The organism is Cognatitamlana onchidii (assembly GCF_004804355.1).
Lineage (GTDB): Bacteria > Bacteroidota > Bacteroidia > Flavobacteriales > Flavobacteriaceae > Cognatitamlana > Cognatitamlana onchidii.
In genome coordinates, this window is record NZ_SRWZ01000003.1 from 40505 (window position 1) to 54429 (window position 13925).

At 33.9% G+C, this 13925-nt stretch carries 15 protein-coding genes; 7 read left to right on the forward strand and 8 right to left on the reverse strand.

The genetic code is table 11. The features are described 5' to 3' along the window. Nucleotides 1-115 precede the first annotated feature (115 nt). Complete coding sequence (locus E5D58_RS06465; protein ID WP_136481033.1) at nt 116-2092, forward strand: alpha-ketoacid dehydrogenase subunit alpha/beta; 1977 nt, start codon at nt 116-118, stop codon at nt 2090-2092. An 18-nt stretch (nt 2093-2110) separates the two neighbouring features. Further along, nucleotides 2111-2521: a 3D domain-containing protein gene (locus tag E5D58_RS06470; RefSeq protein ID WP_235835860.1), complete on the forward strand. Its 411-nt coding sequence runs from the start codon at nt 2111-2113 to the stop codon at nt 2519-2521. Nucleotides 2522-2524: 3 nt separating this feature from the next. Here E5D58_RS06470 and E5D58_RS06475 read toward each other — a convergent pair whose 3' ends face one another. Next, a complete protein-coding gene (locus E5D58_RS06475) occupies nt 2525-3082 on the reverse strand; it encodes an ExbD/TolR family protein (protein WP_136481034.1) in 558 nt (185 codons plus the stop codon). A 777-nt stretch (nt 3083-3859) separates the two neighbouring features. Here E5D58_RS06475 and E5D58_RS06480 point away from each other — a divergent pair. After that, the gene (locus E5D58_RS06480) at nt 3860-4504 is read left to right on the forward strand and encodes a hypothetical protein (protein WP_235835861.1); all 645 of its coding nucleotides are present in this window, start codon (nt 3860-3862) and stop codon (nt 4502-4504) included. A gap of 181 nt (nt 4505-4685) precedes the next feature. Here the strand turns inward: E5D58_RS06480 and mgrA are convergent, their stop codons facing one another. Next, on the reverse strand, nt 4686-5699 hold the full coding sequence (gene mgrA, locus E5D58_RS06485; RefSeq protein ID WP_136481035.1) for an L-glyceraldehyde 3-phosphate reductase: 1014 nt from the start codon (nt 5697-5699) through the stop codon (nt 4686-4688). Between the two features lie 285 nt (nt 5700-5984). Here mgrA and E5D58_RS06490 point away from each other — a divergent pair, with 285 nt between their 5' ends. The 4 genes from E5D58_RS06490 to E5D58_RS06505 all read left to right on the forward strand — a co-directional run bounded on the left by E5D58_RS06490 (nt 5985) and on the right by E5D58_RS06505 (nt 10007). Beyond that, complete coding sequence (locus tag E5D58_RS06490; RefSeq protein WP_136481036.1) at nt 5985-7544, forward strand: DEAD/DEAH box helicase; 1560 nt, start codon at nt 5985-5987, stop codon at nt 7542-7544. 196 nt (nt 7545-7740) lie between these two features. After that, nucleotides 7741-8193 (forward strand): cold-shock protein, encoded by a 453-nt coding sequence (locus E5D58_RS06495; protein WP_136481037.1) that lies wholly within the window; start codon nt 7741-7743, stop codon nt 8191-8193. A gap of 40 nt (nt 8194-8233) precedes the next feature. Further along, the gene (locus E5D58_RS06500; protein ID WP_136481038.1) at nt 8234-9148 is read left to right on the forward strand and encodes an EamA family transporter; all 915 of its coding nucleotides are present in this window, start codon (nt 8234-8236) and stop codon (nt 9146-9148) included. Then, a complete protein-coding gene (locus E5D58_RS06505) occupies nt 9138-10007 on the forward strand; it encodes a DMT family transporter (protein ID WP_136481039.1) in 870 nt (289 codons plus the stop codon). Before E5D58_RS06500 ends, E5D58_RS06505 begins: the two co-directional genes overlap by 11 nt. A 24-nt stretch (nt 10008-10031) precedes the next feature. On the opposite strand, the gene E5D58_RS06510 is transcribed toward E5D58_RS06505, so the two are convergent. The 6 genes from E5D58_RS06510 to E5D58_RS06530 form a co-directional block, all read right to left on the reverse strand. After that, nucleotides 10032-10760 (reverse strand): GIN domain-containing protein, encoded by a 729-nt coding sequence (locus tag E5D58_RS06510; protein ID WP_136481040.1) that lies wholly within the window; start codon nt 10758-10760, stop codon nt 10032-10034. Nucleotides 10761-10790: 30 nt separating this feature from the next. Then, complete coding sequence (locus E5D58_RS14935) at nt 10791-10943, reverse strand: hypothetical protein (protein ID WP_168796642.1); 153 nt, start codon at nt 10941-10943, stop codon at nt 10791-10793. A 10-nt stretch (nt 10944-10953) separates the two neighbouring features. Further along, entirely contained in the window at nt 10954-11604 is a 651-nt protein-coding gene (locus tag E5D58_RS06515; protein WP_136481041.1) for a hypothetical protein, read from the reverse strand. A 146-nt stretch (nt 11605-11750) separates the two neighbouring features. Further along, a complete protein-coding gene (locus tag E5D58_RS06520) occupies nt 11751-12797 on the reverse strand; it encodes a hypothetical protein (protein WP_136481042.1) in 1047 nt (348 codons plus the stop codon). A 19-nt stretch (nt 12798-12816) separates the two neighbouring features. After that, on the reverse strand, nt 12817-13362 hold the full coding sequence (locus E5D58_RS06525) for a hypothetical protein (protein WP_136481043.1): 546 nt from the start codon (nt 13360-13362) through the stop codon (nt 12817-12819). Continuing rightward, the gene (locus E5D58_RS06530) at nt 13359-13889 is read right to left on the reverse strand and encodes an RNA polymerase sigma factor (RefSeq protein WP_136481044.1); all 531 of its coding nucleotides are present in this window, start codon (nt 13887-13889) and stop codon (nt 13359-13361) included. The genes E5D58_RS06525 and E5D58_RS06530 overlap by 4 nt, the downstream gene beginning before the upstream one ends. Between the last annotated feature and the right edge of the window lie 36 nt (nt 13890-13925).

The window sequence follows — 13925 nt, forward strand, 5'->3', positions numbered from 1 at the left end:
AACCATATAATTTGCGCAGGATTAAAGGTTATTTAGTTTGGTATGCTTCTGTATTTATTATGCTATATTTGATAGATGCATAACTCTTGTTTTTTGTGAATTAAAAGTCCTTAAAATGAATTATTTAATAGAAGATCTTGATAAAAATATCTTAATTGACTTGTATGAAAACATGCTTAAACCACGAATGGTTGAAGAGAAAATGTTAGTTTTATTAAGACAAGGTAAGATAAGTAAATGGTTCTCTGGAATAGGGCAGGAAGCTATCGCTGTTGGGGTAACCATGGTGTTGAAGCCAGATGAGTTCATACTTCCCATGCATAGAAATTTGGGAGTTTTTACCACCAGAAAAATTCCCTTATACAGGTTGTTCGGACAATGGCAGGGTAAGGCTTCTGGCTTTACAAAAGGTCGAGATAGGTCTTTTCATTTTGGTACGCACCAATATAAAATTGTGGGTATGATTTCCCATTTAGGTCCTCAATTAGGTGTTGCAGATGGTATCGCTCTGGCTTCAAAATTAAAAGACCGAAACGAAGTTACGGTGGTATTTACAGGTGAAGGAGGTACGAGTGAAGGTGATTTTCATGAAGCGCTTAACGTAGCTTCGGTATGGCAGTTACCCGTTCTTTTCTGTATTGAAAATAACGGGTATGGTTTATCGACACCAACTTCGGAACAGTATAACTGCCAAAACCTTGCCGATAAAGGAATAGGTTATGGCATGGAGTCTCATATTATTGATGGAAATAACATTATTGAAATCTATAAAAATATGAGTGATATCGCACAATCCATTAGGGAAAACCCAAGGCCTGTTTTAATCGAGTTTAAAACGTTTAGAATGCGAGGCCATGAGGAAGCGAGTGGTGTTAAATATGTACCAGAGACACTCTTAGATTTTTGGAAAGAAAAAGATCCGATTATAAATTACGAACGCTTTTTGTTAGAGCAGGATATCATAGATTTGGGAGAAATTGATACTATTAGGCAGCAAATATCTGATGAAATTAATGAACATTTGGCAGCGGTAAATGAGGAACCAGTGATTGATTTTAATGAATCTTTTGAATTAGATGATGTGTTTCAAAAGTTTGATAATGTTAATATTAGACCGTCCAATGAAGTTGTTAAGGTAAGGTTTATTGATGCTATTTCTGAAGCTTTAAACCAGAGTATGCACAAGTATCAAGACATGGTAATAATGGGTCAGGATATCGCTGAATATGGTGGCGTGTTTAAAATTACCGAGGGGTTCGTTGATGTCTTCGGAAAGGAACGTATAAGAAATACCCCTATTTGCGAATCGGCCATTGTAGAAACGGCCATGGGGCTATCTATAGCAGGGATAAAGAGTGTTGTAGAAATGCAATTTGCCGATTTTGCCTCTTCGGGGTTTAATCCAATTGTAAATTACTTGGCTAAAAGTCATTATCGCTGGGGGCAAAATGCCGATTTGGTTATAAGAATGCCTTGTGGAGGTGATTTAGGAGCTGGTCCTTTTCATTCACAAACAAATGAAGCATGGTTTACCAAAACACCCGGACTTAAAGTTGTTTATCCTGCCTTCCCTTATGATGCTAAAGGACTGCTAAATACTAGTATAAATGATCCTAACCCCGTACTTTTTTTTGAACATAAAGGGTTATACAGAACCGTATATCAAGATGTCCCTAAAGATTATTATACGTTGCCGTTAGGTCAGGCGGCTATACTAAGCGAAGGAACAGATATTACCGTGGTAAGTTATGGTGCGGGGGTACATTGGGCCACGAATACACTTGGTGAAAACCCTGAAATATCTGCAGAACTTATTGATTTAAGAACGCTACAACCTCTAGATACTAAAACTATCTATAATTCTGTAAAAAAGACCGGAAAATTAATAATTCTGCAAGAAGATTCACTTTTTGGAGGGCTAGCCAGTGATATTTCGGCTTTGGTGGTAGAACATTGTTTTGAGTATTTAGATGCGCCTATTAGGCGCGTTGCCAGTTTAGAAACTCCTATTCCTTTTGCTAACGAATTAGAAAAAGGCTATTTGCCAAAAGATCGATTTGAAATCGTTTTAAAAGATATATTACTGTATTAATTAGTTATTTGTGGCGTCATGAATAAACAAGTTTACTTGATTACGTTACTTATTTTTACTTTTGGGTGTAAACACGATACATCTAAGACTTTAAAGGAAGACTATATATGGAATTCTAAGAAAGTGACGGCAACAGCTTATAATTCGGTAAAAAGCCAAACAAGCGGCAATCCCAATATAACTGCTTTTGGTGATACTTTAAAACCTGGTATGAAATGCATCGCCGTTTCTAGGGACTTATTAAAACTTGGCTTAAAGCATAATACCCCTGTTGAGATTGATGGACTTGAAGGGGTATACTGGGTAAAAGATAAAATGCATTCTAGATGGAAAAACCGCATTGATATTTACATGGGGCTAAATATCAAAGCTGCCAAGGAATGGGGTAGAAGACCAGTACGCATTAGCTACGGCTTAGCAAAATACTAGGTTTCACTTAGTTTCGGCCTCAGAAATTTTCATTGGGTAGGCTTTTTTTACTTTTTGCTTATCACTGGCTTCTAGTTTGTGGTAAGACTTATTAAACATAGTCATACTGTAACGATTTCTTAATTGATTGTAAGCTTTTGTAATCTCGTTCTGTACAGAAATATATGTCTTGTAATTAGTGAGTTTCCCGCTTTTCAATGAAATAATGGCGCTATTAGGGTTATCAGAATCCTTATTATTTTTTTTACCATAACAATAATTGCAGGTCCCATCGCCATTATTGTCTAAAAAACTTAAGGTTCGATTCTTAAGATGGCCTATATCAGTCAAATTATTATTTACCATTATTTGATTTTTGTTATTAATTAAAATTCTCATAATGTTTCTTTCGTGTATGTCTGCAAAACAATCCTCTACATTTGGACATTCTCTGGGTAGCACTCTATTTATCCCCTCATCTGAAGAAATAGTTGCAGTTACTAAAAAGAAAATAAGTAATAAAAATGCGATGTCTGCCATAGACCCCGCATTTACTTCTGGAATTCGATTTAAATGTCTCATAAGTTATAGTTTAATGTTAATATGACTAAGAATCACAAAAACAATACCATAAGCTTATATTTAGTGCGCGTAACGTTTACTGCCTCTCCAAATTTCTATATTCGAATCAAAGCAGTTTATAATGCGTTTAGGAGAAGTTAGGTGATTTTGAGTAATCGTATTTACACGTTTTGATATTTTAATAATAGGTTGCATTGTTATTGTTTTAATAATTGAACAAGACGTAGTTTAGAGGCGCTACTTATCTGTAACGCCTTTTTGTGTTCCATTGATGACTTTTTGTGCCATGTAGTTTTTCTGAAATTTGATTGCTATTTAAAGTTCTCATAACGTTTGAATTTTGATTGATGATGAAAAAATAGATTTTATGGATTATCTGTATCGTCTTTTAGAGTTCCATTTGTTACTTTTAGTTCCTTTTGGGCTTGCTGTTAATTGATTGTTGTTTAAAGTTCTCATAATTTTTGGTTTTAATTAATAACTGTTGTTTTTTGATTGTTATATTATGAAGACGAATCAAAAATTACTTTGTTACAGTACTATGCATAACAAAGTAGCTATTTAACAAATTTTAACATTTTTTTATTAAAAACTAACTTAGCTATAGAAATGATGCCTGAATGAAAATCATGGAACAGTTATTGTTAAACCCTTATTAAAAAAATGAAGCTAATCCCAGGTATTTGAAAGAAACAAATATCTTTGTAGAATATTAAGTGATTCGCTTAAAAAATGGACAAAAAAATGATGAGACCTACAATAGCGTTAATAATATGTATGCTGTTCTCACTAACTATTGCGGCCCAAATTGATAGTAAGAATAGGTCATTTAGTATTCCCGCTTCAGAAGTTCCTGAAGCACAACCAGAGGTAAAACCAGATTTACCAGAAGCAAAGGATAATCCTAACCTAGGATTAAATTTCCCTAAAACAGCAACAAACCTCGATTTTGATAAAAAGGAAATTTCAATGTTTCCTGAGGAAGAATTTGCCAATCCTGGCGAATTATATATCGACAAAATAAATAGATCACTAGATAATATTAGATTAAGTAAAGAAGAGGTGGAAAAAAGAAACGGGAGTACCACCGATCAATACCTTGGCGATTTTAAAAGCTCGGCGAGTAAGGTTAACGTTGTTTATCGCGATCATGGACATACTGACGGCGATCTTATTCAGGTTAAAGTAAATGATGATATCATTTATCCTAGGGTATATTTAACTGGTGGTTTTAAGGGGTTTACACTTAATTTAAAACCTGGCTTTAATAAAATTGATTTTGTGGCATTAAATCAAGGAGAATCAGGACCCAATACGGCAGAGTTTAAAGTGATTGATGATCAAGGAACTATTATAACCCATAATCAATGGAACTTAGCTACAGGAGTTAAGGCTACCGTAATTGTTGTTAAAGAAGAGTAAGTTTTTTTGTTTGCTCGGCATGACAGATTGAAACAGGCCATGCACTAGAATTTTCTCTTTTGGACTTAGACCTTAAATAGGGGGCAAAAAATAGTAAAGAAAGGTTTTTATTTAATATAAAAACTGTAAATAACGTCGAGTATCGTAATTAAAAAAAGCTTAAAAATAGTACGCAACAAATTTAAGTAATGATGTCTTCGATAACTTTTAATTCTTCTGATGAAAATTCTAAATTATCCAAGGCCTTTACGTTTTCTTTCAATTGATTAGAAGAACTAGCCCCTACCAAAACTGATGCTACTTGCGGTTGTCTCAAAATCCAAGCAATAGCCATTTGTGATAATTTTTGCCCTCTTTCCAATGCCAAATTATTTAAAGACTGAATTCTTGACAAGTTATTAGAAACCGTATCAGAATTTAAGTAACTTAAACTTTTGGAAGCTCTTGATCCTTCTGGAATGCCATTTACATATTTATCAGTAAGCATGCCTTGCGCTAAAGGTGAAAAAGCAATGCATCCCACACCGTTTTCGCTTAGAGTATCAAGAAGACCATCCTCAACCCAACGATCAAACATGGAGTACCTAGCCTGATGCAGAATAAAAGGTACCTTCAAAGCTTTTAAAATTTCAGCCGCCTGTTGTGTCTCCTTGGGCTGGTAATTAGAAATTCCAACATAGAGCGCTTTACCCTGTCTTACAATATCGGCTAAGGCTCCCATGGTTTCTTCAAGTGGCGTATCGGGATCAGGTCTATGGTGATAAAATATGTCTACGTAGTCGAGCCCCATACGCTGTAAACTTTGGTCTAAACTTGCTACTAAATATTTTTTAGACCCCCAATTTCCATAAGGCCCAGGCCACATGTCAAATCCGGCTTTGGTTGCAATAAACAATTCGTCTCTATAATTAGCGAAGTCTTTTTTAAAAATAATTCCAAAATTTTCTTCGGCCGAACCGTAAGGAGGACCATAATTATTAGCTAAATCGAAATGTGTAATGCCCAAATCGAAAGCAGTCCTTAAAATATCACGTCCATTTTGAATTGGGTCTACAAACCCAAAGTTATGCCATAACCCAATAGACATGGCAGGTAATAATATACCGCTTTTACCTGTGCGATTATAGGTCATGGAATTATATCTGTCAGAATTAGCGGCATAACGTTCAACACCAGATTTATCATTAATGTTCATAAGTGATAATTTTAAACGATAAAAGTATGAATTACTTTGCACTCCATGAATGTTTTCAAAATTTAATCCTTGTGAAAGGCGGAAACCAGATCTAAATAGTACGTGTCATCATCTTATAATTAAAAATACAGCATTACATGAGCTTTATGAAATGAAAATTTAGCAAATAACAGGAGCTAAATATCCCATTTCTTTATTTGTTAATATTCCTTTACAATTTTCCAAGTTAAGATTACCTATAAACCTTTTAAAGATGTTATTTTTGCACGTCACAAAAAGTTAAGTATGTCTATCGTAAAAACGGAATTAGAATTAGAAGAAAGGAAAGAAGGTAAAGATTTATATAGCTACCAAAAAGGAGCCATTAATAAAATATTCACAGCCTTTGAAGAATCTCCTAGTGATTACCATTTGCTTTATCAGTTACCTACTGGCGGGGGTAAAACAGTTATATTTTCTGAAATCGTTAGGCAATACTTAAAGCATCATAAAAAGAAGGTACTGGTTATGACGCACAGAATTGAGTTGTGTAAGCAAACTTCTAATATGCTTACAGAGTTTGGTGTTCATAACAAGGTTGTTGATAGTAAGGCAGATTTAAGCGACCAAAATGAGTATAGTTGTTTCGTTGCCATGGTGGAAACTCTTAACAACAGGCTTAATGATGACAAATTGGATATCTCTGATATAGGTTTAGTTATTATTGATGAGGCGCATTATAATTCATTTACAAAGCTTTTTAAATTTTTTAGTAAGTCCTTTATTTTAGGAGTAACAGCAACGCCTTTAAGTTCGAGTATAGAGCTTCCTATGACTGATAATTACGACGAGCTAATTGTTGGGGAAAGCATTGAATCACTTATTGAAAATGGCTTTTTAGCACGAGCTGAAATGTTTACCTACAATGTGGGTTTAACCTCGTTGGTTGTAGGAGCTAATGGTGATTATACAGTAAAATCGTCTGAAGATTTATATACAGATAACGATATGTTATCCAAGTTGCTTCAGGCCTATGAAGAACGATCTAAGGGTAAGAAAACTTTAATTTTTAATAATGGTATTAACACCTCTCTTCATGTGTATGATACCTTTAGGCGTGCTGGTTATAAAATTGCTCATTTAGATAATACCAATACAAAAAAAGAGCGTGCGCTTATTTTAGATTGGTTTAAAAATACACCCGATGCGATATTGACCTCAGTAAGTATTTTAACAACTGGGTTTGATGAACCCTCTGTTGAAAGCATTATTTTAAATAGGGCGACAAAATCATTGACCTTGTATTATCAAATGATAGGTCGTGGATCTCGTATTTTAAAAGACAAGAAAACGTTTTCAGTAATTGATTTAGGAAATAATTTTCACAGATTTGGTCCTTGGGGAGATGACTTAGATTGGCAGCGTATTTTTAAATCGCCTACCTATTATCTCGATTCTATTTTAAGTGATGAAGACCTAGAAAGTAATTTTAGGTATGAAATGCCAGACGAATTGCGCGCTGAATTTGGAAAATCGAAAGACGTTCATTTTGATATTCAAAAGACTTATGTAGATTCTATTAGAAACGGGGAGTCTTCAAAAGTTGTTTTAGAACGATCTATCGAACAACATGGAAAGATTTGTATTGAAAATAGCGAGGACGTATATGATGCATTGGCTTTAGCCAAAATGCTAGGGGATGATATTGATTTCAGGATTAAGCGTTATACTAAGTGCATTAGTAAAAGTACGTACAATTTCGTAGAATGGTTAAAAGGCGATTATAGGAAAAAACTAAATTCTTATTTAAGAAGTAATTTTGATGAGGTTTTTGAGCAGATTCATGGGTATCCGCCAGAGGATTAAATTGATGCTTTCGGTATCTTTTTTCTTAGCTAATTATGCTTTCATAACTTTTATTATCCTTAAATTTTAAATACTAACGCTTATTAAAGCTACTTATTTAGGTTTATATAATCCTTTGATTATTATAGCATGCCAAATATTAGGCGTATCTTTACGCTAATATTAATTCAAATAAAAAAGCAGGATATTTTAAACTATGGCAAAATCGCAAGTGACATTTAACAAAATTGAAAAAGAGAAAAAACGATTAAAAAAACGAGAAGAAAAGCAAAAAAGGAAAGAGGCTAGACGCGCGCAGGCCAAAGAAAACCCTCAAGGAATTCAATTTGCTTATGTTGATTTTAATGGAAATTTAACCGACACGCCGCCAGATCCTGCATTAAGAGAAAAAGTTGAAGCCGAAAGCATTGAATTAGGAATCCCTAAAAAAGAAGATAGAATAGAAGAGGAGCCAGCCGCTAAAGAAGGAAAGGTTTCTTTCTTCGATCACTCAAAAGGTTTTGGTTTTATTATTGATAGCGTTAACCAAGAAAAGTATTTTGTTCATGTTAGTGGTACTTTAGAGCCTATTGAAGAAAATGATAAAGTTACTTACGAGTTAGAGCGTGGCCAAAAAGGAATGAACGCCGTGAAAGTAAAAAAGCTATAATTCTTTATAGTAATTATATTATTTTTTTGAGTCGACACTTATGAGTATACCTAGGAAAACCATTCTAATTGTCTTAGCTTTTTTTGCTATTTACGTTATATGGGGCTCTACATATTTATTAAACAAGATAGCGGTAACACAGTTGCCGCCTTTTTTTTTGGCCGCTATTCGGTTTACCGTTGCTAGCGTTATTATTTTTATTATTGCCAAGGCATTAGGGATAAAGTTGTCAATCAGCTTAAAACAACTAAAAAACACCACTATAGCCGGTTTTTTATTTCTAACCTATGGAAATGGGGCTGTGGTATGGGCACTAAAGTATGTAGATAGTGGGTTTACCGCTTTAGAAATTTCTGCACAACCTCTTGTGGTCTTAATCATGATGCGGATTATACAAGGTAAAAGAATAGCTACCATGTCTTATATAGGGGTTATACTTGGCTTTTTGGGTATTTTTTTACTTGTAAGCCAACAAGAGCTTATACGTCAAGAAGGACAAGTTATAGGTATGATTACCATTTTTACTTGTATGTTAAGTTGGGCATATGCCAGTATTTTTGTTGGAAAAGCAGATTTACCAAAGAATTATTTTATAAATACGGGATACCAAATGTTAACAGGGGGCATAATGCTTGCTGTTGTTAGTTTGTGTTTAGGCGAATCTTGGTCTTTGCCGAGTACCTGGAATCAAGAAGTTCAATGGTCTATGCTAGGACTCATTATTTTCGGAAGCATTATTGCATTTACATCGTTTAATTACCTTCTAAAAGTAGTTTCACCAGAAAAGGTAGCCACGTCCACCTATGTCAACCCAATAATTGCAATGGTGCTTGGATGGTGGATTTTAGATGAATATATTTCAATCCAATCCATAGTAGCGGCTATCGTTTTGCTGACAGGTGTTTATTTTATTAATACCAAGAGGACTTTTAAACTAAGAGGCTATGGGCGTTAAAACAGCCATTAAGTTCATGTTAGTAAGTACTTTGGCATTTGCTTGTATGAACGGTATTGTTAAGCACTTAACGCATTTTGGAGCCTTTCAAATTGTGTTTTTTAGGGCTTTGGGGTCCTTGTTTTTTACCTTAGGTTTTCTTCTTAAAAATAATATCCCAGTTTTAGGAAATAATAGAAAATTATTGATTATTCGCGGTTTGGTTGGTGTTACTTCCATGTCTTTCTTTTTTATGGCCACCAAGTACTTGCCTATTGGCACGGCCGTATCATTACGCTATATGGCGCCTATATTTGCCTCTGTTTTTGCTATTTTGTTTTTAAAAGAGCAGGTTAAACCCTTACAATGGCTGTTTTTTGGTGTTGCTTTTACCGGTGTTTTAATTTTAAAAGGGCTTGATGGTCAGTTAAGTATATTGGGCTTAGTGCTCATTTTTATTTCAGCTATTTTTAGTGGCTTAGTTTATGTGGTTCTTAGTAAAATAGGAAAGGGAGACCACCCAGTGGTGGTGGTAAATTATTTTATGATTATTTCAGTTATTGTAGGAGGGATGGCTTCTATAGGTAGTTGGATGAAACCTATGGGATATGAATGGTTTATGTTATTTGGACTTGGAGTGTTTGGATATTTCGGACAACTGTTTATGACTAAAGCTTTCCAAGTCGCTTCAACCAATCAGGTGGCTCCATTAAAGTACTTAGAGGTTATATTTACGGTCTTGTTAGGTGTCTTTCTTTTTAGTGAAATATACACCGTCTGGAGTGTTTTAGGTATAGCCCTGATTATTGTGGCACTTTCTTTAAATGCCTTATACAAAGGAAAACAGAGTAAAAGCGCAAAGCCAGCACTTAAAAAGTAGCGTAAAGGTTTTGCACTTATGAGTTTAATTCATTTTTCTGATTTTTGAATCTGCTTTTAAGCGTTTATGTATAATGGATGCATGGCCTCTGTAATTTAAGGTGCAATCGGCAACAGCATCTATACTAATGGTATGGCTAACCGTTAAATTAGCTACACAGTCCGCTGTCATTTTGAGCTTTAAATCATGGACTTTTAAGTCATAATCTATGAGTGCTGCGTCAGCCGAGAGAAAGGCATCTAAATAATTTACGTCGCCATATAAATCCGCTTGCGCGTCGGCCGTTGCCTTTAAATTTAGTGTATTTACATCTATTGGACCTGTAAAATTACTATCTGCCGTAATATTAATGTGAGCTTCATTTGCAATCCAAGTATTCTCTAGTTTAATATTAGAGTCGGCTGCAGCCTTAATGTTTTCAATTGATTTAGTTGTAATATAGACGTTTAGTGTAGGTGTACTTTTTAAATGGATGTTATTTTTAAGTTTCACTGTAAGCGTATTGTTAGCGATTTTTGCAACAATCAAGTCCTGAAGGTTGGAATTGCTTTCAATAGTAATCGATTCTTCGGTATCAGAAAAAGTTATAAAAGCACTAACGTTATTTGCAATTTCTATTGAGTGATAATTTTCAACTACAATATCTTTAAAGCTTATAGAATCGTCTGGGTAAACTCCAATATTTTCCTCGTGGCATGAGCATAAGAAAAATGAAATGACAATTAAAACGATATAATGTCTGTTCGTTTTCATGATGATTGATTTTGATGATGATGAGCGTCTCTAATGATTTAAGGTTTCTTCAAGTTTATTTACAGGAATCCATTGAAAATTAATAGCGTACCATTCACTGCAATTATTACTTGATTTTATATAAACAGTGTTATTTTTAGAAACTACATGAATGGCATTTAATGCATTTTTATGATTGTTCATTGTTTTTATTTTATAGTTTTTGCTTGTATCTATTTCTTCCCATATTAAAGACTCCAAGCTTGACACCTATACCAACAGAAAACCCGTTTATATTATTAATGTCATATTCGGGTCTAAAATTCAAACTACTAGAAATTCTATATTTAAATCCGGCTTCGATTTGAATGTATCTGGAAGGATTGTATAAGAGACTCGCTCCAGGTTCTACAACAAAGACACCTTTCAAGTCGTCATCGTCTACATCATATTCATTATACCACTTATTTGAGAGTAACCCAACAGCACCACCTCCAACAAGAAGAGGTAAGGACAAACTAAATTTTGATTTTCCAAAAAATATTGGTTCTAAATGTAGCCCTCCATAAAAACCAGCCATATCCCTATCATGGTTATCAAGACCTTGCCTGTTTAAATCTGTATAAAACCCGTTTCCTATTAATCCAATTTCAAATTCCTGATTGGCAACATAGGCTATTTTAAAGCTTGTTAAATACGTGTCTGCCTGGTCAATTTTACCATAGTGCAAACCCAAACCGAGATATACACCATGTACCGTGTTATTGCGGTCATTAAACTCAATGTAATCTGTTTCATTTTCCTGCGCTACAACTATTTTAAAAGTTATGAGCGCGATTATTAATAAGGTGTAATGAAATTTCATTAGTGTTCTTTTTTTGATGTTAGTTAATAGTATAGACAACTTAATGATGATAGAGTTGCATATTTTGGCGCATTTATTTTTTTAAGCCTCATTTTAGGTTTGTTTTTTTTGAATAAAATATGAAGTTATCGTAAGTATAAAAGGCTCTAATCATCTAGAATGATAACTCCTTTTTCACCCTTAAAATCAAATGTACCGCTTAAGTCAAGACCATAAGTAGCTGTGATTTCACGAATTCTATCTCCTTTATCAATTAAAGTACTATTAATATTTTCAAAGGTTTTAGGAAGTCTTAGCAAGCCTTCCTCCAAATAAGCCCTAAATTTAAAAGAGGCATTAGCTATATTTATGTGGATATTTGAAGATTCCTGAATGATTTTTACATCGGCATCTGAGGACATAATGCTATTAATGCGAAATTCGGATACGCTCATGTTTAAATCTGTTTTTGTTTTTAGAGCGTTTATGGTCATGTCAGAATATTTTAATTGTCCAATTAAGTTATTAAGAGTGTCAATAGAAACTTCATCTTTACTGGAGTGAATTTCTAAATCATTAATTGATTCCAATTCAATCGTAGAACCGCTTGTATTGAGAAGTAAATTCTCAGAATCGGATAAATCCATTTCGCCATTCTTCAGGTTAACAACACCGTATGATATGACATTGGCACGCAGTTTACCAAACTTCATAGCAATTTTTGCATTAGTTAGATTCTCCAATATCCAAAGGTCGCCATGTTCAACGTTAGCTTTTAATTTACCAGTCCAATTCTCAATTAAAACATCCCCGAACTTATTAGTAATATCGATTTCAGTATTTGTAGGTAAATAAATAGTGTAGTTAATATCTAGGTTACTTTTATCAAATTCAAATGGGTTTACCTTTTTAAAATAACTAGAAATGGTACTTTTATTTTTATTGGATATTAAGGATGTAATACTTACAAAATCTCCAGCTTCTTTAATGTCGGGTTGAATACGGTCTAAAAGCTCTTGAGCACTTTCCTTTTTTTTATGAGAGACTTTAACCTCAATAGAAACTTTTGCCCTGTTTTCCTTCCATCCTTTAAAAGATACGTTTCCGTGTTTGTTATCGATATGCAATTCTCCTGCATTAGATAACTTAAATGATTTTTCAATGGTTTTAGATAAAGTTTCCTGAGAATATAGAGTGCCACAAATAAGCACCATTATAAGCCATATTGCTTTTTTATAAAGTGTATACATCGGTGTCGTTTGTTTTATTCGTGTTATTAAGCTGTTTTAAAAGTCTTTCAATTAACTCAATTCGCTTTTTGTAATTAATTACAATTGCTTCTAAAACACGTTCATTATCGATATTTTCCCCAAGTTCTTGTTTAAGGAGATCATATTCGCTATCTAGATCATCCATAAACGATAAAAATTCATTTTTTTGAGCATCGGTTAATTTCGAATTCTTTTTTACTAACGCTACTTGATAAGCTACTAGCCCTTGATAGTGCGTGTCGATATCTAATAGTTCTTGGGAAACAAATTGATCTTTGGTTGCAGTAGAAGATGATACAATAGTAAACAATGAAAACACCCCTAAGGCAACTACTAGAACTGCGGCGATTTTAAAGATTTTGCTTTCCCAAAGTTTTATGGCTTTAGGCGGTGCATCTGGTTTTTCCAATTTGGCTTCAATATTTGACCAAAGCTTATCTCTATTGGGCCTGTGTTTATCAAAAGCGCTTTTATTTTCTCTTACATATGTTTCAAAATTTTCCATCATAGCGTTTTTATTATGTCAATTAATCTTTTCTTTGCTCTATGGTATTGTGACTTCGAAGTAGAGGTCGATATTCCTAATACTTCTGATATTTCAACATGGTCAAAGCCTTCAACTAAATACAAGTTTATTATTTGTTGGTAACCAGCTGGCAAAAGCTCTATTGCCTTAATTACCTTTTTTATATCGTAAATAGAAGTGTCTTCATCTTTAACATCGTTTTTTATGTGATATATTTCGTTTTCTATAGGTACAGCCAGAATCTTTTTCTTCTTCAATTGATTAATACTCTTATTAATCACAATACGTTTTAACCAGGAACCAAAGGTGCTATCATAGCGAAAGGACGACATATTATTAAAAGCCTCAACAAAACTATCCTGTAATACATCTTCGGCATCTTCTTTAACTCGCATCATTCGCATACTTACATTATACATAGCATCAACATAAAGTTCATATAACTCATATTGCGAAGTCCTATCACCTAACTTACTTTTTTCAATAAGTTCTTTGTGTGTATATAACATGTTGGTTTCCAATCGAAACGGCTAGCTTTTAAATAA

Coding starts and splice junctions, on each gene's coding strand:
- E5D58_RS06465 (WP_136481033.1), top strand. CDS start 116: ATGAATTATTTAATAGAAGATCTTGATAAAAATATCTTAATTGACTTG.
- E5D58_RS06470 (WP_235835860.1), top strand. CDS start 2,111: ATGAATAAACAAGTTTACTTGATTACGTTACTTATTTTTACTTTTGGG.
- E5D58_RS06475 (WP_136481034.1), bottom strand. CDS start 3,082: ATGAGACATTTAAATCGAATTCCAGAAGTAAATGCGGGGTCTATGGCA.
- E5D58_RS06480 (WP_235835861.1), top strand. CDS start 3,860: ATGCTGTTCTCACTAACTATTGCGGCCCAAATTGATAGTAAGAATAGG.
- mgrA (WP_136481035.1), bottom strand. CDS start 5,699: ATGAACATTAATGATAAATCTGGTGTTGAACGTTATGCCGCTAATTCT.
- E5D58_RS06490 (WP_136481036.1), top strand. CDS start 5,985: ATGTCTATCGTAAAAACGGAATTAGAATTAGAAGAAAGGAAAGAAGGT.
- E5D58_RS06495 (WP_136481037.1), top strand. CDS start 7,741: ATGGCAAAATCGCAAGTGACATTTAACAAAATTGAAAAAGAGAAAAAA.
- E5D58_RS06500 (WP_136481038.1), top strand. CDS start 8,234: ATGAGTATACCTAGGAAAACCATTCTAATTGTCTTAGCTTTTTTTGCT.
- E5D58_RS06505 (WP_136481039.1), top strand. CDS start 9,138: ATGGGCGTTAAAACAGCCATTAAGTTCATGTTAGTAAGTACTTTGGCA.
- E5D58_RS06510 (WP_136481040.1), bottom strand. CDS start 10,760: ATGAAAACGAACAGACATTATATCGTTTTAATTGTCATTTCATTTTTC.
- E5D58_RS14935 (WP_168796642.1), bottom strand. CDS start 10,943: ATGAACAATCATAAAAATGCATTAAATGCCATTCATGTAGTTTCTAAA.
- E5D58_RS06515 (WP_136481041.1), bottom strand. CDS start 11,604: ATGAAATTTCATTACACCTTATTAATAATCGCGCTCATAACTTTTAAA.
- E5D58_RS06520 (WP_136481042.1), bottom strand. CDS start 12,797: ATGGTGCTTATTTGTGGCACTCTATATTCTCAGGAAACTTTATCTAAA.
- E5D58_RS06525 (WP_136481043.1), bottom strand. CDS start 13,362: ATGATGGAAAATTTTGAAACATATGTAAGAGAAAATAAAAGCGCTTTT.
- E5D58_RS06530 (WP_136481044.1), bottom strand. CDS start 13,889: ATGTTATATACACACAAAGAACTTATTGAAAAAAGTAAGTTAGGTGAT.